Source organism: Mucilaginibacter boryungensis, assembly GCF_015221995.1.
Lineage (GTDB): Bacteria > Bacteroidota > Bacteroidia > Sphingobacteriales > Sphingobacteriaceae > Mucilaginibacter > Mucilaginibacter boryungensis.
This window is the reverse complement of the sequence record NZ_JADFFM010000001.1, coordinates 1,263,484-1,288,209: the sequence shown is the minus strand read 5'-3', so window position 1 is coordinate 1,288,209 and position 24,726 is coordinate 1,263,484. Positions and strand designations below refer to the sequence as shown.

At 42.4% G+C, this 24,726-nt stretch carries 13 protein-coding genes; 2 read left to right on the top strand and 11 right to left on the bottom strand.

Annotation, left to right across the window (positions count from 1 at the left end; genetic code table 11):
* The first annotated feature begins 107 nt into the window (after positions 1 to 107).
* On the top strand, positions 108 to 2,177 hold the full coding sequence (locus tag IRJ18_RS05345) for a M13 family metallopeptidase (RefSeq protein ID WP_194105165.1): 2,070 nt from the start codon (positions 108 to 110) through the stop codon (positions 2,175 to 2,177).
* 82 nt (positions 2,178 to 2,259) lie between these two features.
* Here IRJ18_RS05345 and IRJ18_RS05340 read toward each other — a convergent pair whose 3' ends face one another.
* The 9 genes from IRJ18_RS05340 to IRJ18_RS05300 all read right to left on the bottom strand — a co-directional run bounded on the left by IRJ18_RS05340 (position 2,260) and on the right by IRJ18_RS05300 (position 21,081).
* Positions 2,260 to 3,492, bottom strand: coding sequence for a DUF2264 domain-containing protein (locus tag IRJ18_RS05340; RefSeq protein ID WP_194105164.1), 1,233 nt, complete (start codon positions 3,490 to 3,492; stop codon positions 2,260 to 2,262).
* 15 nt (positions 3,493 to 3,507) lie between these two features.
* Positions 3,508 to 4,722 carry a glycoside hydrolase family 88 protein gene (locus IRJ18_RS05335; protein ID WP_194105163.1) on the bottom strand — a complete coding sequence of 405 codons (1,215 nt, stop codon included), beginning with the start codon at positions 4,720 to 4,722 and terminating at the stop codon, positions 3,508 to 3,510.
* 2 nt (positions 4,723 to 4,724) lie between these two features.
* The gene (locus IRJ18_RS05330) at positions 4,725 to 6,080 is read right to left on the bottom strand and encodes a BNR repeat-containing protein (RefSeq protein ID WP_194105162.1); all 1,356 of its coding nucleotides are present in this window, start codon (positions 6,078 to 6,080) and stop codon (positions 4,725 to 4,727) included.
* A gap of 62 nt (positions 6,081 to 6,142) precedes the next feature.
* Complete coding sequence (locus tag IRJ18_RS05325) at positions 6,143 to 7,762, bottom strand: RagB/SusD family nutrient uptake outer membrane protein (RefSeq protein WP_194105161.1); 1,620 nt, start codon at positions 7,760 to 7,762, stop codon at positions 6,143 to 6,145.
* 16 nt (positions 7,763 to 7,778) lie between these two features.
* Complete coding sequence (locus tag IRJ18_RS05320; RefSeq protein ID WP_194105160.1) at positions 7,779 to 10,799, bottom strand: SusC/RagA family TonB-linked outer membrane protein; 3,021 nt, start codon at positions 10,797 to 10,799, stop codon at positions 7,779 to 7,781.
* A gap of 358 nt (positions 10,800 to 11,157) precedes the next feature.
* The gene (locus IRJ18_RS05315) at positions 11,158 to 15,264 is read right to left on the bottom strand and encodes a two-component regulator propeller domain-containing protein (protein ID WP_194105159.1); all 4,107 of its coding nucleotides are present in this window, start codon (positions 15,262 to 15,264) and stop codon (positions 11,158 to 11,160) included.
* Between the two features lie 226 nt (positions 15,265 to 15,490).
* On the bottom strand, positions 15,491 to 16,279 hold the full coding sequence (locus tag IRJ18_RS05310; RefSeq protein ID WP_194105158.1) for a DUF2231 domain-containing protein: 789 nt from the start codon (positions 16,277 to 16,279) through the stop codon (positions 15,491 to 15,493).
* 107 nt (positions 16,280 to 16,386) lie between these two features.
* A complete protein-coding gene (locus IRJ18_RS05305) occupies positions 16,387 to 19,704 on the bottom strand; it encodes a DUF5107 domain-containing protein (RefSeq protein ID WP_194105157.1) in 3,318 nt (1,105 codons plus the stop codon).
* Positions 19,705 to 19,731: 27 nt separating this feature from the next.
* Complete coding sequence (locus IRJ18_RS05300) at positions 19,732 to 21,081, bottom strand: sugar porter family MFS transporter (RefSeq protein WP_194105156.1); 1,350 nt, start codon at positions 21,079 to 21,081, stop codon at positions 19,732 to 19,734.
* A gap of 311 nt (positions 21,082 to 21,392) precedes the next feature.
* Here IRJ18_RS05300 and IRJ18_RS05295 point away from each other — a divergent pair, with 311 nt between their 5' ends.
* Positions 21,393 to 22,289: an AraC family transcriptional regulator gene (locus IRJ18_RS05295; protein WP_194105155.1), complete on the top strand. Its 897-nt coding sequence runs from the start codon at positions 21,393 to 21,395 to the stop codon at positions 22,287 to 22,289.
* 55 nt (positions 22,290 to 22,344) lie between these two features.
* Here the strand turns inward: IRJ18_RS05295 and IRJ18_RS05290 are convergent, their stop codons facing one another.
* Together IRJ18_RS05290 and IRJ18_RS05285 are read right to left on the bottom strand one after the other, a co-directional pair.
* Complete coding sequence (locus tag IRJ18_RS05290) at positions 22,345 to 22,905, bottom strand: dihydrofolate reductase family protein (RefSeq protein WP_194105154.1); 561 nt, start codon at positions 22,903 to 22,905, stop codon at positions 22,345 to 22,347.
* Positions 22,906 to 23,024: 119 nt separating this feature from the next.
* Positions 23,025 to 24,725: a DUF4091 domain-containing protein gene (locus IRJ18_RS05285; RefSeq protein WP_194105153.1), complete on the bottom strand. Its 1,701-nt coding sequence runs from the start codon at positions 24,723 to 24,725 to the stop codon at positions 23,025 to 23,027.
* Between the last annotated feature and the right edge of the window lies 1 nt (position 24,726).

The window sequence follows — 24,726 nt, the reverse complement described above, 5'->3', positions numbered from 1 at the left end:
TTTTTATAGCACATATTATCCTATTGCACCTATCAGTAAATAAAATGCATGCATAGCATTTCACAATTAAAGGAAAAATCTTAAATTTACCTTCCTAATTAAAATCAATGACTAATAAATTAAAAAATTTAACAACTGTAAGCGCAGTATGCTTTGCTGTCGCTACGTTAAGCACATTTACGGCCAGTGCCCAGCACGATTCGCCAAAATCAATTGCCGGCAAATTCATTGTTAAAAAGAATTTTGATGAAAAAGTAGCCCCAGGCGATAACTTTTTTGAATATGCCAATGGCAACTGGGTAAAAGATAACCCCATTCCTGCCAAAGCCACGCGCTGGGGCAGCTTCAGCATCATTGCCGAAAATAACACCAAACAGCTCATTAATATTTTAGATGAAGCGAGTTCAAAACCTGGTCAGCCAAAAGGTAGCTTAAAACAGCGTGTAGGCGATCTGTACGCCAGTGCGATGGATAGCGTAACTATTGACAAACGCGGTTACAATCCTATAAAAACCGATTTACAGCGCGTATCGCAGATAAACACCCTTGATGGGGTTATTAATGAGACCATTTATGATAGATTGAATGCTGTTTCGGGCCCGTTATTTGGCATTGGGATTGGTCAGGATTCAAAACATCCTTCACAAAACATCATCCAAATGGGACAAGGCGGCACCAGTCTGCCCGACCGTGATTACTATCTGAAAAATGATGCACGCACCAAAAAGATACAGGATGCTTACCATACTTACATAGTAAAACTATTCACGCTTACTGGTTCAACCGAAGCTGAGGCTGATGCTGCGGCCAATATTGTTTTCAATATAGAAAAACAACTGGCTGCCGCGCAATGGAGTCGGGTAGACCAACGCGACCCCAACAAAACTTACAATAAATACAGCATTGCGGGTTTCAGTAAAATGACACCACATCTTAACTGGGTTGATATTACCACCAAATTAAAAATGGGCGGACAGGACAGCCTGTTGGTTGGCCAGCCGCCGTTCTTTAAAACGTTGGATAGCCTTTTGGCTGCCACCCCAGTGAACGACTGGAAAACCTATTTAAAATGGAATGTGCTAAAAGGTTCAGCCGGTGCATTAAGCGCGCCATTTGTGAAAGCCAGTTTTGATTTTAACGCTGCACTAAGCGGTCAGAAAGTACAAGCGCCACGTAACGAACGTATGGCAGGCCTGGTTGATGGTATTGTTGGCGAACTTTTAGGCCAACTTTACGTGCAGAAATATTTCTCGCCCGAGGCAAAGGTTTACATGGTTAAAATGGTAAACAACCTTAAAGAAGCTTTGGCCGACCGCATTAAAAACCTGGATTGGATGAGCGCCGAAACCAAGGTCCGCGCGCTTAAAAAACTGAATGCTTTTACGGTAAAGATAGCCTACCCGGATAAATGGCAAACATACGATGGCTTAACCATTAATCGTGATGATTACTTCGGTAACCTGAAACGCGCATCCATGTGGCGTTATAACTATAATGTTAGCCAGTTAGGTAAACCTATTGATAAAACCCGCTGGGGTATGACGCCACCGACCGTGAATGCCTACTACAATCCGGTGAATAACGAGATTGTATTCCCCGCTGGCATATTAAAATTCCCTTTCTTTGATTTTGAAGCTGATGATGCCTTAAATTATGGCGGTATTGGTGCCGTTATCGGTCATGAAATGACCCATGGTTTTGACGACCAGGGACGCCAGTACGATGCCGATGGTACCCTGCGCGATTGGTGGACCAAAGAAGACGCCGATAAGTTTAAAGCCCGTGCCAATAAAGTGGTTGAACAATACAACGCTTTAACTGTTGTAGATACAGCCACCCATGTAAACGGAAGACTTACACTGGGCGAAAACCTGGCCGACCTGGGCGGCCTGAACGTAGCTTATGAAGCGTTCAAAAAGACAAGAGAAGGACAATCGAACGAGAAAATTGACGGTTTTACACCTGATCAGCGTTTCTTTTTATCCTGGGCCCAGGTTTGGCGTAGTTCGCAGCGCGATGAAGCTGCCCGCCAGCGTATTTTAACAGACCCGCATTCGCCGGAGCAATTCCGCACCAATGCACCAATAACAAATATGGATGCCTGGTATAAGGCTTTCAACATACAACCCGGTAACAAACTATATAAAAAACCGGAAGACCGCATTAAGATTTGGTAGGTTCATAGCTACCGGTCTTAAATTTTGAATCCAATCAAAAAGAAGCCCTCTGACTACGGTCGGGGGGCTTTGTTGTTTTATATCAATTGTTAGCGCGCATATCAAGTGCGTGGTCGGCCTTTACATCTTCGCCGCGCCATATTTTAACAGATGTCCATGGCAGTGGCTGGGCGTTCCAAAATTCATCACCGGCAGGTAAACCAAGCGGCAAAAATATATTCGAGCATATGTAAAGGCTGCCGGTGGTGGTATAAAAATCGGCCAGGCCGGGTTGCTTGCCATATAAACCTATGTTAAGCCAGCCATCGGCCGTAAATGTAGCGGGCGATTCCAGCGTTTTTTTGATAAGGGCGGTTAGCGCACAGCGGATCTGGGCCGGCGGTAACGATGCAGGCAAATGCTTGGTATAAGCCAGATTGGCTAAATGATGAAAGGAACCCGCACGGTAAACAATAGAGCGGCCGCTGGCGGGGTAACTGCCATCGGTATTGATCAGGCGTTCCAGTATCTCGGCATAACGCTGGCCTGCGGCCAGTTCCCGCTCTGATTCGCGCGGGTAGGTTTTCTTCTTTTCAGCTTGCACTTGTAATATCACGCTCAAATTGGGGTGGATCACAATGCTGTTATAATAATCAACATGAAACTGCATCCCGTCTGAATACATGCCATCGCCCACATACCAATGCTGGGTAAATTCGCGGACAGCGTATTCCGTGCGTACGGGGTCATCACCCAAATCGTATTTACAAAAGAAAGCTTCTATCATCCCTGTAAACAATATCCAGTTGGTATAAACGGGTACGGTATTACGTGTAATTTTCAATGCATCAACTACCTGTTGTTTTACGTGGCTATCCAGGTGTTCCCATAACCAGGGGCACCTGATCAAAGCAAGCGCCACGTACGATGCATCAACCAACGGCTGCCCGCCATTCCATTGCATATAATCTTTAGCCTGCGGGTTTACTGCGTTAGCTGTGGCTTTAAGTGCCCATGCGCGGTATTGATTACGCAACTTTACTTCGGCCTCATCCCCACCCTCCAAATTAAGCCAGGGCGCTATACCGCTTAGTGTACGCGCGTAAGCTTCCAGGTAGGTTACTTTACTACGGCTTTCTTTATTATCGATACGATCGGACAGGCTGACCGGCATATTTTGTTTCAGTTTGTCCTCGGCCAGATTGGACATTACGGGCCGGGCTATTTTATCCATATAGCCAATCCATAGCTTCCGGTCAGTTGCACCATTAATTAATTTATCCTGCGCATGGGTAATAAACGGCAGGCAGAGTAATAGCGGCAATAATCTTCTCATCGTTATCTACTTATCTTATTTACTTAAATTTTTATACCGCGTCATGGCTTCTACAAAGTAGTAATCGGCATAAGTTAACGGCACATCAATTTCAGTTTTTTGCGGGATATTACCTACACTATGCTGCAATATAAACCCACCGTTGGTACCCGGAACAGCTTTGTAATGGGGGCCGGAAAGACTGGTGATAATAGTTTGTGCCGTTTTAAAATAAAACTCCGCATTAACCTTATCGGCATAGCGGCATAACTCAAGCAAGGCCGATGCTATTATAGCCCCTGCCGAAGCATCGCGCAGAGCGTTTGGTATATTTGGCGCGTTAAAATCCCAATAAGGTATTTTATCAGCTGGCAGGTTGGGGTGGCGTAATATAAAATTGGCGATGTGGTTAGCCTGGTCAAGATACTTTTTGTTTTTTGTTTCGCGGTACATCAGCGTATAGCCGTATAAGCCCCAGGCTTGTCCGCGTACCCAAGCCGATTCGTCGGCATAGCCTTGCGCGGTCTTTTTCTTCTGCACGCCCCCCGTTTTCGGGTTATAAACCACTACGTGATACGAACTATAATCGGGCCTGAAGTGGTTCTTCATCGTAGTGTTAGCATGTATAATGGCTATTTTGGCATAGCTGGAATCGCCGGTTACCCGGGTGGCCCAAAAAAGCAGTTCCAGATTCATCATATTATCAATGATCACGATATACTCAGGCTTAGCCGAATCCCACGATTTAATACAACCTACCTTAGGATCGAACCGGCTGGATAATGACCGGGCGCTGTTGAGCAATATTTGTTTGTATTCGGGTTTGGGTGCTATCTTTTCGGCATTACCAAAGCTACAGTACATCATAAAGCCCAAATCGTGCGTTGTTTTATTGTATTGCTCCTTTTTAAGTACCTCCAATATGCGGTTAGCCTCGTTTAGTAAAGCCCGGTCATGTGTTTGCTGATACAGCATCAGCAATGTGCCGGGGTAAAAACCACTACACCACCACCCTGAGCTACTATTTTCGGCTTTATCTGTAGCAGGCTGATAGGTTTTAGGAAACTCGGCGGGTGGCAGCCTTTTTAATAATACTTTATATTGATTAGCGGCATCGTAAAAGTTACGATCGATTATGTGTAATAAATTTTTATTAAGTACAAAAGTATTTTTATGCTGGGCTATGGCCGCAACATTTATCAGTAAAACACAAACAATTAAATTAAAAGATAGTAAAGCTCTATATCGCATGCTTATTTGATTTTTTTAGATTTTATAATTGCCTGTGTCTTCCATTCCAGTACGGTTACGGGTTGTGGCTTTACATTGCCTTTCCCCTCGCCGTCAATTTGAATTACGGGCTGTACAAAAAGGTCAAGTACACCTTTATTCTTCCACAGTTCGGTATCATAGGTAGGCTCCCACGCTCCTACCGGGTTATTGGAGATATCGGATAACTGCCAGGCGCCTTTAAGCACATTATTGGTTACAGCTATAGATATTTTATTCCCGCGCTCCGCGTCCCTGAAAATAAAAGCAACAGCTTGCCGGGCTCCGTTCTTCCAGGCAATAATTTGCGGCCGCGATACCGGGATACTTTTGGTGCCAGCTCCGCTTAAAGTGAACGGCGTTTTACGGAAACCCAGATTATTTACCCGCCAGGCCTTGCCATCGTGGTAAATTAAATGATATTGTGGTACTGTTTGCCCGGCCTCACGCCAGTAAGTGGCTATAAAAGGGTGACCGGCAGCATCGGCAAACATGGATGTTTGATTAATTAATTCACTTTGATGAGGTATTTTACAGGCATATTCTGCATTGGCGGCGTTTATGGGCAGCGTATACTTTTCGCCGTTTGACTTTTGCCAGGTTACGCCGCCATCGACCGATCGTGCGTAGCACATATCGTGATTGCTGGCCACATCAGGGCTTTCGCGCCATACCCACGAAAGGTGGATAATCCCCTTAATATCTATCGACATTTGCCAGTAGGCATTACGCTGACCTTCGCCATCTATCATGCCATCCTGTACCCTTATCCATTTTTTTTGAGTTAATACATAGCGGTTAAGCATCAGGTTACCATTGCCCGATGCACCATCCCGGTACAAAAACAATATATCACCGGCAGGCAGCTTATAAAATTCAGGATAGCTTACTTTATTTTCCTTATTGCCCGTCATTCCCTGCTTTTCCCCTAACTGTAGCGAACCGGGCTTAGTACTTACCGCATAATTAAGCGGATTGTTATGTTGCCCCCAGGTCACATGCAGATAACCGTCCCCATCAATTATAATACTGATTGATTTATGGGCGTCGGTAGCGTCGCCTTTGTAAGGTGTACGCTGGTTTTGCCAGGTGGTTTCACCTGTTTTACGTTTTGCCAATACTACATACTGGTCCTGATCGTAATACGCGGCATACTGAATGTTTTGCCAGGTTACTAATGAATTTTTACGAAAAATAACGGTATTGACCGAGTTGTTAGCCCAGCCATTGGTACTTATTGTACTTATTTGCCCTTTTAAACTAAATGACGCTAAGGTAATAAGCGCGGCAAGCAGCAAAGTAGTTTTGCGATATACGGTTAAGGATAAATAAAAAGCCATTCCTAATATATTTTAAATTAAACTAAGCGGAAGTTAACCGCTTAGTTTAAAAAGGTTATTAATTAATAACCTGGGTTTTGGGTCAGCACAGCATCTTTGTTTAACTGTATTTCACTTAACGGAATTGGTAATAGCAGGTTTTTACTGGTTAAACCAACTGTCGGGTGTACGGCGTCGTTTGAATTTAAACGTGTAGCACGATCTACCAGCGTACCTGTGCGCATCAACGTCATTCGGCGGTTTTCTTCACCAATTAACTCGCGGGCACGCTCATCTAAAATAAAATCAAGCGTCATTTGTGCTGCCGTAACCTGTGGAGCGTTTGCACGTGTACGCAATACATTTATAGTAATAGCTGCAGGCCCTGTTTTGCCTTGTTTTACTTGTGCTTCGGCTAATAACAGGTAAGTTTCCCCTAAACGCATCATCATAAAATCCTTGATCATGGCAAAACCAAAAGTATCGTTAGGATCAAAAGCCCCCCATTTGGTTGTGCTTGGGCATATTCTAAACAAAGTATCGGCACCTGTATACGGCACTGGTTTACCGTAGTTGGCAGAAGCTGGATCGTTATAGTAATAACGACGTTTTATACTGTATTGTGAATTCCGAATATCCCCGGCAGGATACAAACCATAAATTACCCAATTGCTTAAACGTAAACGGGCAATACCACGGCCACCTAACGAGTCGCATGGCAACATACCGGGAATTTGATAATATGCAGCGCCCCATATGCGTCGTTGCTGGGCATTATCAATATTACCGCCAACTACTAATGCTGGATTTTCCTGTTCAAGCACCCATATCGATTCGCTGTTGCCTTGTGCACGTCTTTCATTACCATACACAAACATATCCGAATAATAATCGCCAGCGCCACCAGCTCTTACACCGAAACGACTTTTAACCAGGCTAAATTTACCGCTACTGATAACCGCCTGGGCCTGGGTCTCGGCCAGGTCATTTTTACCCATACGTAAATATGCCTCGGCCAGTAATTGCATAGCCATGTATTTATTGGCCCTGCCGGCAGGCTTGCCCTGCGCATTTAATTTTGCCCCTACGGTCCCTACATCGGCAAGGTTTGTGCTGGCATAAGTAAGGTCGCTTACTATTAAGGCGTTAATATCATCAAGCGATGCACGCACAAAATCGGTTTTGGGCCCGGTTAAAGCATGGGTAATTAATGGTACGCCACCAAACAGTGTGGCCAGGTTATTATAAGCGTATGCGCGAAAATATCTTGCTTCAGCAGTTACCTGTGCTTTACCAACAGCGCCTATTTTAACAGTTGGCGACTCTGCTGCGTCAAGAATAATATTAGCATTATTAATTAGCGCGTAGTATTTACCCCATATATATTTAGCCGCGTTATCGGTTGAGGTTAATGTAGCATAGTTGTAATAGGGAATTTCAATCCCTTCCTGCTGGGCTGTGGCATTAGCTACGTCGGTACCTACCTGCCATACACTTGGCCAGCCCTGGTTGTTTGAATAGGTTAAAATACCTGTTTGAAGGTTGTACAGCCCTATTGCCGAGGCTTCCAAGCCCAATGAGTCGGTAAGGGTTACCGGTGTATACGCAGAGTATGGCTTTTCGTCGAGAAAAGTTTTTTTACAGGATGTGAGCGCTGTAATTAACACCGATATGGAAACTAATATAATTGAATACTTTTTCATGTTGTTACGTTGTCTTTTATTTTAAAGAAATATTAGCGCCAAGAACAATTGTGCGTGTTTGTGGATAGTTGTTCACAAAATCTCCTGAACCACGGGTTGAATAATCATCTTCCGGATCCCAGCCAATCCATTTAGTAAATGTGTGCAGGTTGCGTCCACTCAAATACAGCGTTAAACCAGCAATCTTAGCTTTTTCCAACATATGTGCAGGGAAAACATAGCTCAGGGTTACGTCTTTGATACGTGTATAACTGGCATCACGCGGATATCCATAACCGCGGGGGTTGGTGTATGATAATGCCTGGAACTCCTGGCTCCCATTTGTTGGTGTCCAGTAACCAATAGCAGCCGGCGTATTTCTTCTGCCCGATTCGTCGGCATAATTGAAGTCGGCATCATTCTTTAAAATGCCTTGCGCGGTTTGGATAAACACATTCAGGCTTAAGTTTTTGTAATGAAAGGTGTTGGTTAAACCGCCTGTCCATTTAGGACTACGCTGACCCTGAATTACTCTATCATCTGCGGTGATCTTGCCGTCGCCGTTGGTATCTGCAAATTTTAAGTCGCCTGGTTTAGCTCCCGGGTCCTGTTTGGAAGCATCTTCGCCTGTTTGCCAAACGCCTTGCATTTTGTAATCATAAATTACCTTGATAGGCTGACCTATAAACCACCCATTAGCGACATCGTCCTTACCATCGCCATACAGATCTATGAGCTTGTTTTTATTAACGGCAAATACAACGGTGCTTTCCCACTTAAATGCCCGGCCATCAACGTTCCTGGTGTTTAATGTTAATTCAACACCTTTATTGGCAACCTTGCCAATATTGTCTGTAATTTTTCCGTAACCGGTAATAGCAGGCAAAGTACGGCTAAGTAATAAGCCCGATGTACGTGAATCATAATACTCTAAAGTACCATTGATGCGGCTGTTGAATAAGCCGAAATCTGCGGCGATGTTGGCCTGGGTAGTTGTTTCCCAATGCAGGTTGCCGTTGCCCAGGTTACTGGCCTGCACACCCACATTACTGGTGCCATTAAAAGGGAACCTCACGGTACCATCACTGGTAATAGTACTATATACACCAATGGCTTCATTACCTGTACGGCCATATGATGCCCTTAATTTAAGCGTATTCATGGCTTTCAGGTTTTTCATGAAATCCTCGTTGCTGATGTTCCAGCCTAAGGCTACAGATGGGAACCAGCCGTGTTTGTCCGTGTTTCCGCCAAAAACTGATGAACCATCGCGACGAACTGTCAGCGTTAATAAGTATTTGCTGTTGTAAGTATAATTAAGACGGGCCATTTGCGATTCGAGCGCATAACGATCGGAATAGGTTCCGTTACCTGAAAATTCAGGTAACCCGGATATGGTTGAACCTACCCCTATATCATTAAAAGAGAGCGCATCGTTAATATACCCCGTTCCCTGGAAGCCTGAAATAAAGTAACGGCGTTGCATTGCACTATATAAACCTGTGAAAGAGATATGGTGTTTACCAAATTCCCTATCGTAGTATAATAAGTTATCAAGCGTATAACTATTAGTTTCGGATGCTGTAGCTGTAGCTGCGCCCAGTGGCGTATTGGCTAAACGTCCGCTATAGCTGTCTATACGTGTTGGCAGGTAGGTGTAACCAGCGTTTAAACGGTAGCTTAAGCCCTGCAGCGCGCCGCCAAATTTTATCTGCGCATAGCCATTGCCGCTTACGTTAACACTGCGGTTAACCTGGTCGGTAGTTAAGCCCAGCAACGGGTTGGTATATAGTTGTTCCGCCAATTGCGGATAGATCATATAGGTACCATCAGGGTTGTATACCGAGCCATACGGGCTCATGGCAGTTGCATAAAGCAAATTGGCACGGCCGCCATCATAATTATTATTAGCAAAATACACGTTTGCACCCATGGTTAAAAAGCTAGTGACATTGATGTCAAGATTAGAGCGAAAACTGGCACGATTATATTGATAACCTTTTACCACCCCTTTTTCTTTCAGGTAATCGCCGGAAATAAAATATTTAACGTCGGGGCTGCCGCCAGATATACTAAGGTTATGATCCTGTTGAAAACCTTGCTGAGTAGTTTCCTTAACCCAATCTACTGTGCGGCCGGCAGCATAGTTGGCCCGTTCGCCGTTGTTGTAAACCGGCTCAGGAAATTGTTGGGTAAGTTTATTCTGAGATTCGTAATCCAGGAATTTCTGAGTAAAAGAGGCAGGGTCGCGCGGGGTTAACAGGTGCGAGATATTTTCGTAACCTGCATAACCGCTATAACGGATAACCGGCTTACCTGATGTGCCACGTTTGGTGGTAATGAGGATAACGCCCTGCGAACCATTAGCGCCATAAATAGCAGTAGCCGATGCATCCTTTAATATTTCCATAGAAGCAATATCCTGCGGATTAATATCGTTTAACGAACCGCCGCTTTTGGTAAGCGGGATACCATCCACAACAATGAACGGACCTTGTGTACCAGCGGTTATGGAGTTTTGACCACGCACCGTAACACTCGGTTGGCGGCCCGGAACCATTGAGGTGGTACTTACGGTAATACCTGCAACAGCGCCTTCCACCGCCTGCATAACGTTGGTAACCGGTAATTGCTCCAAACGGGCCTTGGGCACAGTAGTTACCGACCCGGTAATGTCCGATCTTTTTTGGGTACCATAACCTACTACCACTACCTCGTTTAATGCCTTGCTAACATCATCAGCAAGCACCACATCAATTTGTGCACGGTTGCCTACCTCTTCAGTTTTAGTGACATAGCCAATAAAAGAGAATTGCAAGCGGCTGGTTTTGGAAGCCGTTATTTTATATGAACCGGTAACATCTGTTACTGTGCCCTGGGCTGTACCTATTAATTTTACACTTACGCCTGGTAGCTGCAGGCCTTTGCTATCTGTTACGTGCCCTCTTATCGTAACATCGTTTTGTGCCGAGGCGGTATTAATAACGATTGCTAAAAGCAAACATAATAACACTGTACTTAGCCGGTAATTAATTTTTTCAGTAAATGTTTTTTTCATTTTTTATGGTTTAATAGTTTGTATGGTTAGATTTTAAATTGGCAGGTTTAAACATTTCAGGATGTTAGCCATCGGGAATTGTAGAAATATTCCGCGCCGAAATCTTGATAACAGGATTGCAGTTCATGTTCACTTATTAATTTGGTTTATAAAATGGTGTAATTGGTAATGCTAATTACGTGCAATTGTTATTTGCCCGGAGGGGGCAAAATCATAATATGAAGGGGGGTAAATGAGCCAAAACACTAAAAATAGTCGTTTATGAGAGGCGATTGATTTTTAGGGATATTATTCAAAAATATTTTTGGCTGCAGCGTTTGTTAACGCCAGGTACTAAACAAAAAAATACCAGTGGAAATTAATCTTTATTAACCTGGTTATCTAAAAGGTAATGTTTGTGAAAGGCGACACGGTGTTTTTTAATAAATTCCGATGGGTTCATACCAAAAATTTTATGGAACTGTTCTCTAAAGTATTTAATATCATTAAGCCCTACCCGGTAGGCTGCTTCATTTACATTACAATTGGTATTGATCAGTAATTCGGCAGCTTTGCGCAAACGGATAAACCGTACAAAACCATTAACCGATTGACCTGAAATGGATTTTACTTTTTTATAGAGGTTAGAGTGGCTCATGCCCAATTCAGAAGCCAGAGTTTTGATGTTAAAATCGGCATCGTTCAGGTAATCCTCTACCACGGCTATGCACTTGTTCAGGAAATCCTTATACTCTTCGGATATTTTAAGGTTATTAGATTGCAGGGTAACCTCGTTATAAAAATACTTTTGCAGGTTGCTCCGGTTTTTTAGAATAGCGCCGATACGCGCCATCAGCAATTCTTTTTCAAAAGGTTTACTGATACAATCGTACGCACCTACTTCAATACCCTGTAGTTTTATTTCGGGTGTTAATTGTGCTGTGAGTAAAATAACCGGGATATGGTTTAGCGAAAGATCATCCTTTATCAGCCTACAAAGTTCAATACCGCTCATTGCCTGCATCATCACATCGCAGATCACTATATCAGGCAAAAAATCCTTGATCAGTTTAAACCCGTCTTCGCCATTGGATGCTTCATAAAGCTTGTAATGAATTTTAAAAATACGTTTAATATACTCTCGTATTTCTTCATTATCGTCAATAATCAGCATACTCTGCTGATCAGATATCATCATATCAAGCGATATTGGTTCATTGTTGCCAGCCGTAGATTTTTCGGGCAGTTCTTCTATTAGTTCTTCAAGGTAAATAGAGCCGTCGCTAATATCCTCGAAGATGAGGTTATTGCTAAAATGCGCTTTCCCCTTTTTTAACTGAATTAAAAACGTAGTACCGCTGGCTGTACTTTGATAGGCAATCTCTCCGTTATGGCTATTAATAAAGTTTTTTACCAGATACAGGCCTATACCAAACCCGGTTTTCACTGCTGCCCCATTCTGTACCTTATAAAATTTCTCGAATAAGCGGTCACCAATATTTTCCGGGATACCACACCCTGTATCTGTTACAGAAACGGTTATTTCATCCTCTTGTTCAACTATAATTAAACTTACACAGCCGCCATCCGGGGTAAACTTCAGCGCATTCGATACCAGGTTAAACAAGGCTATCTCTATCTTTTCGCGATCTGCATAGAGTTCAATATTGTCGGTATCGCATTCAAACACATAATCAATATTTTTGATCTTGGCCTGATGGGTAAAGCATAAGTAAACTTCGTGGCACAAATGTGCAAAGTTTAGCTTTACGATCTTTAGCCTGTCGTTCTCGCTTTCAGTTTTTCTGAATAACAATAGTTGGTCTACTAAACTTAGCAAGCGCCGAGCATTACGGTAAACAATATTCAGATCGTTATCAACAGCATTGTTTTTGCTGCTGCTGTTCAACATATCCTTTATGGGGTTAATAATCAGCGTAAGCGGTGTGCGGAACTCGTGCGAAATATTGGTAAAAAACGATAGTTTCCGTTCATTCAGCTCTTTTTCTTTATCCGCTTTTATATACGCTATTTCAATTTCGTGCTGTAGTTTGGTTTGCCTGGCTTTATACAGTAAATAATAATAAACTAACGCTACTGCCAGGCCAATATAAATGCACCACGCCCACCAGGTACGGTACCAGGGGGGTAAAACGGTAATATAAACTATACGCTGGTCATTGCTCCATACCCCGTCTGAATTGGTTGACTTAATGCGCAATATGTAGTTCCCCTCGTTAAGGCGCGAGTAATTGGCAACTTTTACCTTACCCGAATTATTCCATACGTGGTCCCATCCTTCAAGGTAATAGGCATATAATATTTTATCGGGAAAGGAATATTCAATCGCTACAAAATCAATGGAAATAACTGCCTTATCATAAGGTATGGTAATGTTCTGCAGGTTAATGGCCCCCTTATCCTTGTAGCGCGCGTCCTGTTCAATGGGCACATTATTAACCCGAAAGCCGGTTAGGAATACTTTAGGGGCGCTTACGCTTGTTTTTACACTATCTGGATTAAACCGGTTAAACCCTTTAATACCACCAAACAAAAACTCGCCCGAGCGTAGCTTTAGGGCTGCATTATAATTAAATTGGTTGCTTTGCAAACCATCGCTGGCATAATAGTTTTTAAAAGTTTTTGCAGCAGGGTTAAACCTTGATATCCCATTGTAGGTGCTTAACCACAAAAAACCGCTATTATCTTCCAATATATTAATCACCGCATTATCGGCTAAGCCATTGGTTTCGGTGTAGCGTACAGTTGACCGATTGGCGCGATTAAACAACAACAATCCCCCGCCATCTGTCCCTATCCAAAAATTACCTTTCTTATCTTCATGTATGGCATAAACAGCCGAGTTGATATTTGTTACCTGGTGCCGTTTGTCTTTTATATCTATTTTAACCAGTTCGCTATTGGTGCCTGCCCATAATGCCCCGTTTTTATCTTCCAAAAAGCAATTAATATTAACCAGGCGGTGATCAAACAGTTCAAATTTGTCTTTTTCGCGGTTATACAGGTACAGAGCGCCCCCGCGCGTAGCAGAGGCCCACAGATTAAACTTGCTATCCTCGAACAAACGCCACGCGTTCCGGTCTTCAACTTTGGTGTAGGTATTAAAACAGGTATAGTGTTTGAAGGTGTGATTGTTTTTGTTGAACAAATTGATGCCCCCGTTAAAAGTAGCTATCCAAATTTTGTTTTGATGATCGTTAACAATGCTCATTACAAAATCGCTGCTTAGCGAATTGGGGTCGGCTTCGTTATGGATATAATTGGTATAGGAATTTAACCTTGGGTTCCAATAGCTTAAACCACCGCCTGATGTGCCTATCCAGATATTCTTATCGACATCTTCGCAAAAAGAGCGGGTGAAGTTATTAACCAGACTGTTTTTATTCTGCGGATCGTGCGTGATAGATGTAAACTGATGATTTTTATAATCAATAATATTTAAACCGCCACGCAGGGTGGCTATCCATTTACGCGCATCGCTATCCTCATAAATATCATATACTGCACCACTGCTTAGCGCGCCTTTTTGTTCGCCGGGCAGTATATAGCTTACTTTCTGTGTAGAGGGATCAATAATATTTACACCGCCGCCATCGGTTGCTATCCAAACACGTTCCTGTTTATCCAGGTACAAATGCATAATGTTGTTGTTGGTCAGCTTGTATCCCGAAAGATTTAAATTAATGATCTGGTTTTGGGCGATATTATATTTATAAAGCCCGCCTTCGTTTCCCATCCATAAAAAGGCATTCCGGGCATCGGGGGTAATACAATTTACATTTTTTAATTGCGTATTAACCACCACCATTTTGTTTAAGCCGGCGTTGAATTGACATAGCCCTACGCCGTTAATAAATATCCATAACCGGTCTTTTTTATCAACCAACAGTTTTTGGATATTATAGGCTTTAGTGTTATTAAGGTTAATAACCTGCTCGCAAACGTCAGTACCCTTTTTACATATCAATAAGCCATTTTCTTCTGTGGCCGCATATAAGTTGCCCACCGCATCGGTAACCAGGCTGTTTATCCGCGAAATAGCTTTTTTTACTTTACCATTATTTAAAGGATGATAATACACCGGATATATTTTAGAATCGGAATAATTATAGTAAACCATCCCTTTTTCGGTACCGATCCACACCCTGTTCTCATGATCTTCGGCAATGCAAATAATATGGTTATTGATCAGTGAACCTTCATTCCCCCAGTGATTTTTAAATACTTTAAAGCTGTAACCATCATACCTATTCAGTCCATCATAGGTGCCAAACCACATAAACCCATAATGATCCTGAAAAATGGCGGTTACCGAATTGTTTGACAGACCGTTTTCAATGCTCAAATATTCAATAGGCTCCTTATCGGCTGCATTAATTTTAAGTGTAGTTAACAGTAAAATGCATATCAATTTAACTGTCAAATTAACATTTATAAGAAAATGAACAGTAAAAAATTTCTTCATAAACTACGCTTCATATTAATTGCTTATACCGATATTCCTAATATGATCGATAACAATAAATCCCTGCATTTGAAGTATACAGTTAATTTTTGTTCGGATAACGGTGGTTATTTATAATTGTACGGCAATATAATTCTACTTTTAATCATTATCAAGAGTATATCTCTTAATAATTAAATCGCAGTTTATAAAATGGCATTGGTTTGCGGCCTCTAAAAGAAATGTTTTAAACCGTAGACAATGAAAGGTATATCTTTCCATCTTTCACCAATGTTTCATAGGTGTGGATATTTTTGGTTGCCGGGCCCGCTTTTACGTCCCCGGTTTGGCTAGCAAACTGCGACCCATGCCAGGGACATTGTACCGTACCGCAAACCATCATCCCCCCTGCCAGCGAACCTCCTTTATGCGTACAGCGGTCATCAAAAGCAACATAGCCTTCAGCTGTTTTAGCTAATACAATGCGCTTACCATCAATATGCAATAGTTTCATCTGGTCGTTTTGCAACTCTCCCGATACGGCTGCCTCTATCAGCTTATCCTGGTCCTTCAGATAGGCTTCATTCCATTTACCGGCACCGGCATACCTGGGGTCAACCCCAATCTGGTTCCGGTACACCAGGGTGCCACCCAGCCACCCTGAGATACCCATTAAAATAAACCCGGCAGATTCTAACCCGATGACAACCGAAAAGGATGCCTTAACCCTGAGCAGATAGGCGGCCGCAAATATCAATAGCAATAGCACGTTGGCCAGCCCATGTTGTGTGGCCCTTTTCTTTGCAGAACTGGCTGGTGGTACGGTAAAAAAATAATCGATTACTCCGGGAACGGCGGCTATTATTGCAGCAATCAGTCCGGCCAATTCTAAATAATCAGCGGTTTGTCGGTAACTGGCATTATCTTTTAAAATGCTTAATACATCAAATACCAGCGTACCTGTAAAAAACGCAATGGGAAAAGTTACAAGGATTGGATGAATTGGATGCCCTTTTATACTGGCCCTGCTTTTCATATGTTAAGTTTATGGTTACCACTTTAAATTATGAGACACAACAATCCCTCAGCCTTTTATGTTCTGCTAATGAGTAAGTTATTTTGCGTTTAATACATAAAACGCTTTTATGCTGGCACATGTGTTTTGGCGCCAAAGTGCATCGCATCTTGTTTTAAAACCTGTTCAAATTCGGCTGTGGCCCGGCCCCTGTCTTCAAGTCCCAAATAACCAAGGCCCATCATATAGTGGCAGTGGATATGGTTTCTTGCGGTTAGATCAGTTTCAAAGATCAACATATCCGGAAGGGATACGGCAAAATAATCGATCTTAACCTGGTCATCTAAATGAGTATTACCATAGTCTATTAGCTTCTGAAAGATCATTGTGGCGTTTTCCTTTTGGTTAAGCTTTCCCCAGGCCAAACCCTGATAAAATATTTTATCCGGCTGCTGGTCGTTATAAAACATAGCCGCAGATGGTTCAGCCAAGCCCCTGGTGGCCTGTTCAAAGTATTGCCTGGCAGTTTCGGTTTCGTTTAAACCTTCACAGGCTACCCCAAGCCAATAAAATATATCATTTTCCTGGGCGCCAAATAACTTTCCTTCTCCAAGATTGTGGGGATATTCCCTGGCTTTCTGTAATTTATCAATTGCTTCCTGGTAATTTTTATTACGAATATCCTGTTTAGCCATTTCAACTAAACTGTATAGGTATTGCTCGGAAACCTTCCCCTCGCCCCCTTCCCACGGATGAAATTGGCGGGACATGAGTAATTGATAGGCTTTTTCATATTGCCCAAGGAAATTATATAATGCCATACGTTCAAGGTAAACATCATCCCTAAATTCAGTAAGTGCTAAATGCTCTTCTAAAAACTTAAGCCTTGTTTCCGGCAAGGTGTTCAAACGCTTATAAAGCTGATGAAGCTCCATAAAAACCCGGGCATCTGTTTTATCCAGTGCAAATGCTTTCTCCAGGCAATCAAGCGCTTTTGATGGGTTATTCCGTTTATTAAAATAGGCAATTCCTAAATTTCTAAAAGCAGTGGGGAAAGAATTATCCCGGTTAACAGAAAGCTCCCACATTTCAATTGCATCATCATACTGCCGTTTGTCATACCATAAATTGCCCAGATAATACGGCGCCTTAGCATCCCCGGTATTTAGTGTTAGCGCAGATTTTAAAACGTTGATATCTTCGATACGATTAGGGAAACAATGATCAGGATTGGCCGAAGCGGCTTTTTGTAAGAAGTTTAACGCGGCTTCCTCATTACCCGACTGCTGATGAAACCAGCTTAAATAATAAAACACCATGGGATAAGTATTCCTACCATCCTCATTTAAAACAAAGCTGAGTAATGAGATTGCCTCGCTATATAACCCCGCGGCAGCATAATCAAGGGCATATTCAATTAAGTTGTGTACATCCCTGCGCGATAAATTCAATAGCTTATTTATAGCTTCTTTTGATTCGTCGGGCTTGCCAAGCAGCTTATAAATCGCGCTTCGCTCAAAATAAGCCGACAGGTTAAAAAGGTCGTACTTTAAAGCTTCCTCACAAACAGATAAAGCTTCAGGCAAACGATCAAGGTTGCGTAAAATGGCCGCTTTTAAAACCCCGGCTTTACTATTTCCCGTATTACGTTGAATAGATAAGTTAATATGATCCAGCGCAAGCTCAAAATCCCCTTTTGAAACATCCAGTTGCGCAATTGAAAAATATCCACTGCTTTGCCACGCACTGTTCCAGGTAGATTTATAAAAGGCCTCGTAGGCACCATCTTTCCCTTGTAATTTCAAACATAGGCCTAAATTATAATAAGGCTCTCCTTCATAGGGGTTGGGATTGCGTGTTGTAAGTGTTTCTACCGCTTGCTGAAAATAGACTTCGCTTTTTGCAAACTGGCCGCGGCGCAGGTACCATTTCCCCAGCGCGTTGTTGTTTCTTATATCTTTTGGGTCTCTCCTTAATGCCTCTTCATAATAATCCGTCGGCTTATAGGTGGCGTGTCTATATTGCTCTAAATGCAGGCCTGTAAGGAATAATTGTTCATTATTTTCAACCTCTTCTGGACTTAAAGCAGCCTTTGCCGGTGCGGGGATTTCATTTTTCCGGTTTTTGGATGGTTGATAGCGAATAAGTTCCTTGCCGGCTTTACTTTCAACAATCAACAACAGGTTTTCGTCATTCAACGGTTTCGTTGTTGTAATTTCCTTGTGATAGATATTCTCCGGATCAACATCGAACATCTCGGTAAAGATGAGTTCATCACTCATATAAACTTTTACCTGGTTTGCCTGCTGAACAGAAGTTGCGAAAACCTTTAAGCGCACTTTATTTTCTGCTGTATCTGCATATACCAAAATGTCTTTGGTTGCATTTTTAACGACGCCCAATTCCCGGTAGGGCATAAAATATTGCGTAAATGATTTTTCCTCATAAGGCATTAACCAGCTAAAATCTGGCTGGTTATCTGTAAATACCCCGGTCATTAATTCAATATAAGGGCCGTCTTCATCGGTTAAATTACGGTCCCAGGCTTTACCAAAATCGCCATGCCCCCATGTCCATTGTTTTTTACCTGGCGATACATGATGATTGGCCACATGTAAAACACCTGCCTGGGTATCATTTTCATAACCGCCTACAAAATCATAATCAGAACGGATAGCCATATAAGATGTTGGCACAGGAATATTTTTATACCATGAAATATCCGTCCCGGGCGAATAATCTACTTTATAATAAGTTCCGGTGGCGATAGGAAATGTAGAGACATCGCGCTTGCCATGGTCAAACACAGCGTTAACATCCGGCGGAAAAACAGATTGATAATACTCATTCACCTTTACCGCGGGATTGGCCCACCACAAAAAGGTTTGGGGCAAACTGGTGCGGTTATATAGTTTAGCTTTGATCTCTAAATAAGCTTTATCCGGGTATATTGTAAAACCTACCGTCCCTTTTGTGTGGAACATGCGTTCAACCTCGTTTATCCAGATAGTTTTACTTCCATCTGCATTTTCCTCTAATGTATAATCTGTCGGTTCAAACGTGCTGGGACGATGATGCTGGGGCCAGTTAAATTCAATCCCACCCGAGATCCAGGGGCCACACAACCCAACCAAAGCCGGTTTAATTACCTGGTTGTAATAAATAAAATGGCGTTGTTTAATTTTATCGTAGGCCATTTGTACCCTTCCGCCCAACTGCGGCAAGATCATTATTTTAAGGTATTTATTTTCTAAGAAAAGCCCCGTATAGGTTACATCCTTCTTCTCGTCGTAAATTTTTTCAATAACAGGATTTGGATATACTACCCCGCTGCTCCCCTGGTAAACACGCTTTTCAAAAAACATCGGGTTTTTATCGGGTTTGCCAGTTTCATAAGTCGGGATAATTACGTTTTCCTGCCAAATCTTCACAAAGAGTTCGCTCATAAAGTAAATTGGTTATTCTGCTATAAATTAATGTTGGATTAAATTCTGTTCAAGCTGTTCCAGTGTTTTGCCTTTTGTTTCATATACCTTGCGTTTTATAAAGAAAAAACCCAGCAGGCAAATACCGGCATACAGATAAAAAGGGCCATAAGTACCCAGTTGCTTAGCGAGGATTGGAAATGTAAATACCAGGATAAAATAAGCCCCCCAAAGGGATACGATTGCAACCGACGAGGCAACACCGCGTATTTTATTAGGAAAAATTTCCGAGATCAACACCCAGGTAACCGGGGCCAGGGAAGTGGCGTAAACTGCAATTGCCAGCAGCACAAATATTGAGACTAACCCTGCTGCTGCCTGGCGTTGTAATAACAGGGCCAGGATAATATACAGTATAGATAACCCCAGCGAACCGATAAGCATTAACGGCCTGCGCCCCAACTTATCTACCTGCCACATGGCCACAATGGTAAAAAGAAGGTTTACAAAGCCAATTGATACGGTTTCAAATAATTGCCGGTCGAGGTTTGCACCGACCGATTTGAATATGGTAGAGGTGTAATTGAATACCACATTAATACCGCATAGCTGCTGAAACACAGCCAGGGTAACCCCCACAACAACCGCAGGACGGACACTTTTTGCAAAAACCGCTTTATAGGATTGTTTACTTAAGCCCTGAAGAGACACCCGTATCTCGTTGAATGTGTTTTCTACAAAATTAGTGCTCCCTATTTTATTTAACACTTTCCTGGCCTGCATTTCCTTACCGGCTTTTAGCAGCCAGCGCGGGCTTTCAGGAAGCCAGAGCACGCCCAGAAAAAATAAGCCGGCGGGCACTATCCCCATACCGAACATCCACCGCCAGGCCTCGTCGCCTTTATCGGCCAGGATATAATTTACCAGGTTGGTAACCAATATCCCGATAACAATGGTTAACTGGTTAATGGCAACATTGCGGCCACGCACTTTGGCAGGTGAAATTTCAGCTATATACATTGGGCTAAGCATTGAGGCCATCCCTACCCCTATACCGGCGGCAAAACGCATTAATACAAAAATGGTTAACCCATGGGAAATCGCCATCCCTAAGGAAGATACGGCGAATATTAAAGCCGCCAGCATCAGACCTGGCTTCCTTCCATACCGGTCGGCCAGTTCCCCTGCAATCAGGCAGCCAACTATGCACCCCAGCGCCAGCGAGCCGGTCAGGAAGCCTTCCCACCAGGCGGTTAAATGAAATGCCGTCCGTAAAAATGGCAGCGCACCTGAAATCACCGCGAAGTCGAAACCAAAAAGGTATCCGCCCAACGCTGAAATAAATGAAATAGCTACGATATAGGTATTATTAAATTTCTCTGGTATAAGTTGTTTCATTTTATATAATTGGTTGGTTTAGTATACTTCTTTATTGACACCGGGCACTTTACTGTTGCATGATCGCTTTACTTCTCTAAAGATCAGCAATTCATATATAATTGTTTACAATCTTACTTAAAGCCACACGCAGCATCAATGGATGTAATTTGGTTTTTGATGGATATTTCCCGTTTTTTAACAATTGAACTTCTAGTTTTCAAATAATGAAAAAAATAGTAAAACTGGCTGCCAACAACGAATCAAGAAGACAATTTTTCTGTTTAGTAACATATATTTGTTTAGTCAACTAATTAAAAAAGGCCAATTTAATGGATAATCTTACAGCGGAGAAAAAGAAGATAAAGGAGGGATTCCTGGGGCAACAGATGATCGTTCTGCCACCTGATGTTATAAAAGAGGTTGCCAAAAACACGCTGATCAAAGGTCTATATCTTACAGCAATTGGATACTATCCGCGAGCTATTAATCACAACCGCGAACGAAAAAACGGCAGTCAGCAGTATATCCTGCTGTATTGCATAGATGGAAAAGGGTATATTAAATTGGGCAAGGCAAGACACGAGTTAATCCCTAATACCTATTTTATTATCCCCAAGGGGGTATCCCACCATTACATGACCTCTGATACAGATCCGTGGAGTATTTTTTGGATCCATTTTACAGGAGAGCATTCGGAGGCATTGTGCTCCAGGTATTTTATTGACCAGCAACCGGTAGTTAAATCCATCCCTTATGATCAGCAGCGGATAGAATTATTTAATCTTATCTATGCTATCCTGGAAAACAGTTATAATTCGCGAAATATGGAATTGACGAATATAAAACTGCTCCAGTTCCTGTCCTCTTTTATTTATCATGAAGAGATGTACCCTGCTTATTATTCAACAGACCAGATCAACCATTCAATAAATTTCATGAAGAAAAACCTTAATAAGTGTTTTTCTATAAATGAGTTGGCTTCCAGCTTAAAATATTCCGTATCGCATTATTCCGATCTGTTTAAAAAGAAAACTGGTGTACCGCCAATGCACTACTTTAACCAGTTAAAAATTCAGGAGTCTTGTCAATATTTGTACTTTACCAATCTTACTATAAAAGAAATTGGCTTTAAAGTAGGTTTTGCCGACCCTTACTATTTTTCACGCATGTTTAAAAAGTTAATGGGCTTATCGCCGGTTAATTATAGAAATTGTTATAAAAAGTAGTTTGCATAATAGCTTTATCAATATCGTAATCCTTCGGAAAACAATACTGGTTGTGTTAAACTTTCTGATAATGCTGGCATACTACACCATTAGCAAAAGCGGTACTGCTTATCAGCTTCAACTCGCTGCTCTGCTCAGTCTGTGGCCAGAACGGAATTCCCCGGCCAAGTACAACCGGGTTTTGAAACAACCAGTAATCATCAACTAAACCTTCGGCAATCAGGTATGCAGCCAATGTCGGGCTGCCAAACATTACAATATTTTTGCCTTCACCTTGTTTTATTTCCCTCAGCTGCCGGGCAACATTTTCTCGTAATACCGTTATGTCCTCGCGATTGGGCAAACTGGTTGAAACAACTATTTTCTTCACTTTATTATACCATGCCGAATGCTCCAGGTCATGTTTGGAGGCATTAGGGCTGTCCCCAGCCGTAGGCCAGTAGGCGTCCATAAGTTCAAATGTTCCACGACCATAAAGTGCTGTGTCCGACACTTCTGTACGTTGTTGGGCCAGGTCAAATAGGTCATCATTAATTTTGACCCAATCCATTTGGCCGTCTGGCCTTGCTGTAAAACCATCCAGAGATACATGCAGGAATAAGATTAACTTTTTCATGATTCAAAATTAGAGCGTGCAATCACATACTGCAAGGGCCGATTGAGACAGATGGCGGGGCAAAACCCGACAAATTCAAACATATCTCTTGTCTTCTTTTTAGAAACCAGCAAGGGATATCACTTAGCTTGCCTCAGAATCTCTGACATTGTCAGATCGATCCATTGTTCCCGTTTAGGAAAATCTTTATAACTTTTAATATCATTTAATAATTTATTGTCTGGTTTAATACCTGCAGATTGCAAAATGGCATAATCCTGCAAAGCCTCTGCAAACACTTCCCATCTAATGGAATCGTATGGCCCGTCTGGCCCCGGATAAACTACAAATGGGTCGCCCTGTGCAATTCCTGGATAAGCTGTAGCTGCCCCTTCTGTAAAAGGATCAATTGTTTTTTCGGTGTCCAGCTTATACCAGAAATTATACCCCCAATGCAAAAATCCCTGGGCTTTGAGGTGATAAAACAGGAGCCCTGACATTCTTATCTTAGTCAACGGCGTATCGTAAAAACGATTGAGCCACTGATCGCGCGGGGCAGTGCAATAATAAACCCAATGCGGGATGTTTTCCTTTAGGTAATCGCCGGCTGAACTAATTACAGGAATGGGGATATCAGTCAGTTTTTCGCGTCCGTACCTGATATCGCTTAGGGCATCCATTACTTTCATCCATGGTGCAAGCTGGTGTAATATGTTTCTGGCTACTTTATAATTCTCGATATGTTCAGACCACGGCTCGTCCGAAAGATGGAAATATGAATCATTCAGCATGCGTTCCTGTTTTAAAAAGCGGTGCAATTCGGGCAAATACTGTTTCAAAAAGTTAATATACACCGGTGAGGTAGCCGTTAAATGCTCGTCCCACAGCAATTGGTAAGTGTCTCCCTTTTTGGTATAAACATGCATAGCATCCTGTACACCCCAATACAACCATAAATGCCCCCATTCAAACTTTGTATAACCCAGTTCGCGGCACATATCTACAAAACGCTTAATATTGGCCCAATCGAATGTGTATTTGCCAAGGGCAGGTTCGTTAATGATCAGCATTTGACAAGGTTGTTTAAAAACTGCTCTCAATTCAAACAGGTTTTGTATAAATGCGACGTCATTACCATGGTCAATCAAATCTTTCATTTGTGCACGGGTAAGCTGCCACCAGCGCTCGCTATACAAATCCGTTTTATAATACATAGCGGTCGCTTCTCCACGCCACCAATGCGTAACATGAAAATCGTGCCGTAGCTGCACAATCAGTTTGCTTACATTTACCTGCACGGAAAGATCTTTCTGTTTATTTACTTTCCCTTCTGTCCATTGCAGCTTTACATTACACTTATATATACCTGACTTAATTGCCTCAGGTATAGTAAGGGTTACCCAAAAAGAGCGGCTTGCATAAGGCGTTGCATCCACTTTGGAAAGCGGGTACAAAGGATCGGGCAACATGCCGGGTAAATAACCTAATCCATCAATTTCATCTTTACTTACATCCGTATTAAAGTGTTGAAATGGCACTAAACCAACATAACGCACCTGCGATTTAATATCGCCGGCCGATACCTCGCAGGCTATCTGCGTTTGGTCCTTCATATCGCTATGAAAAGCAACCTGAAACGAAATACGGCTATTTCTTGCAGCCTGTAGGGTTAGTTCATCTTTTACCTTAGCCGGCGATTGTGGGAAGACTTTATTTAAGGATGTTTCCAGCCAAACGCTCATGCTATTGGGTTCGTAGTAAACCTTATTCCCAAATACCGGGTAGCTGCATAACATCAAAAAGATCGGCAGGTAACCTTTTGATTTAATATATGCTTTCATA

Bases quoted from the DNA above. Each gene is read 5' to 3' on its own strand.
- IRJ18_RS05345 (WP_194105165.1), top strand. From the start codon at position 108: ATGACTAATAAATTAAAAAATTTAACAACTGTAAGCGCAGTATGCTTT.
- IRJ18_RS05340 (WP_194105164.1), bottom strand. From the start codon at position 3,492: ATGAGAAGATTATTGCCGCTATTACTCTGCCTGCCGTTTATTACCCAT.
- IRJ18_RS05335 (WP_194105163.1), bottom strand. From the start codon at position 4,722: ATGCGATATAGAGCTTTACTATCTTTTAATTTAATTGTTTGTGTTTTA.
- IRJ18_RS05330 (WP_194105162.1), bottom strand. From the start codon at position 6,080: ATGGCTTTTTATTTATCCTTAACCGTATATCGCAAAACTACTTTGCTG.
- IRJ18_RS05325 (WP_194105161.1), bottom strand. From the start codon at position 7,762: ATGAAAAAGTATTCAATTATATTAGTTTCCATATCGGTGTTAATTACA.
- IRJ18_RS05320 (WP_194105160.1), bottom strand. From the start codon at position 10,799: ATGAAAAAAACATTTACTGAAAAAATTAATTACCGGCTAAGTACAGTG.
- IRJ18_RS05315 (WP_194105159.1), bottom strand. From the start codon at position 15,264: ATGAAGAAATTTTTTACTGTTCATTTTCTTATAAATGTTAATTTGACA.
- IRJ18_RS05310 (WP_194105158.1), bottom strand. From the start codon at position 16,279: ATGAAAAGCAGGGCCAGTATAAAAGGGCATCCAATTCATCCAATCCTT.
- IRJ18_RS05305 (WP_194105157.1), bottom strand. From the start codon at position 19,704: ATGAGCGAACTCTTTGTGAAGATTTGGCAGGAAAACGTAATTATCCCG.
- IRJ18_RS05300 (WP_194105156.1), bottom strand. From the start codon at position 21,081: ATGAAACAACTTATACCAGAGAAATTTAATAATACCTATATCGTAGCT.
- IRJ18_RS05295 (WP_194105155.1), top strand. From the start codon at position 21,393: ATGGATAATCTTACAGCGGAGAAAAAGAAGATAAAGGAGGGATTCCTG.
- IRJ18_RS05290 (WP_194105154.1), bottom strand. From the start codon at position 22,905: ATGAAAAAGTTAATCTTATTCCTGCATGTATCTCTGGATGGTTTTACA.
- IRJ18_RS05285 (WP_194105153.1), bottom strand. From the start codon at position 24,725: ATGAAAGCATATATTAAATCAAAAGGTTACCTGCCGATCTTTTTGATG.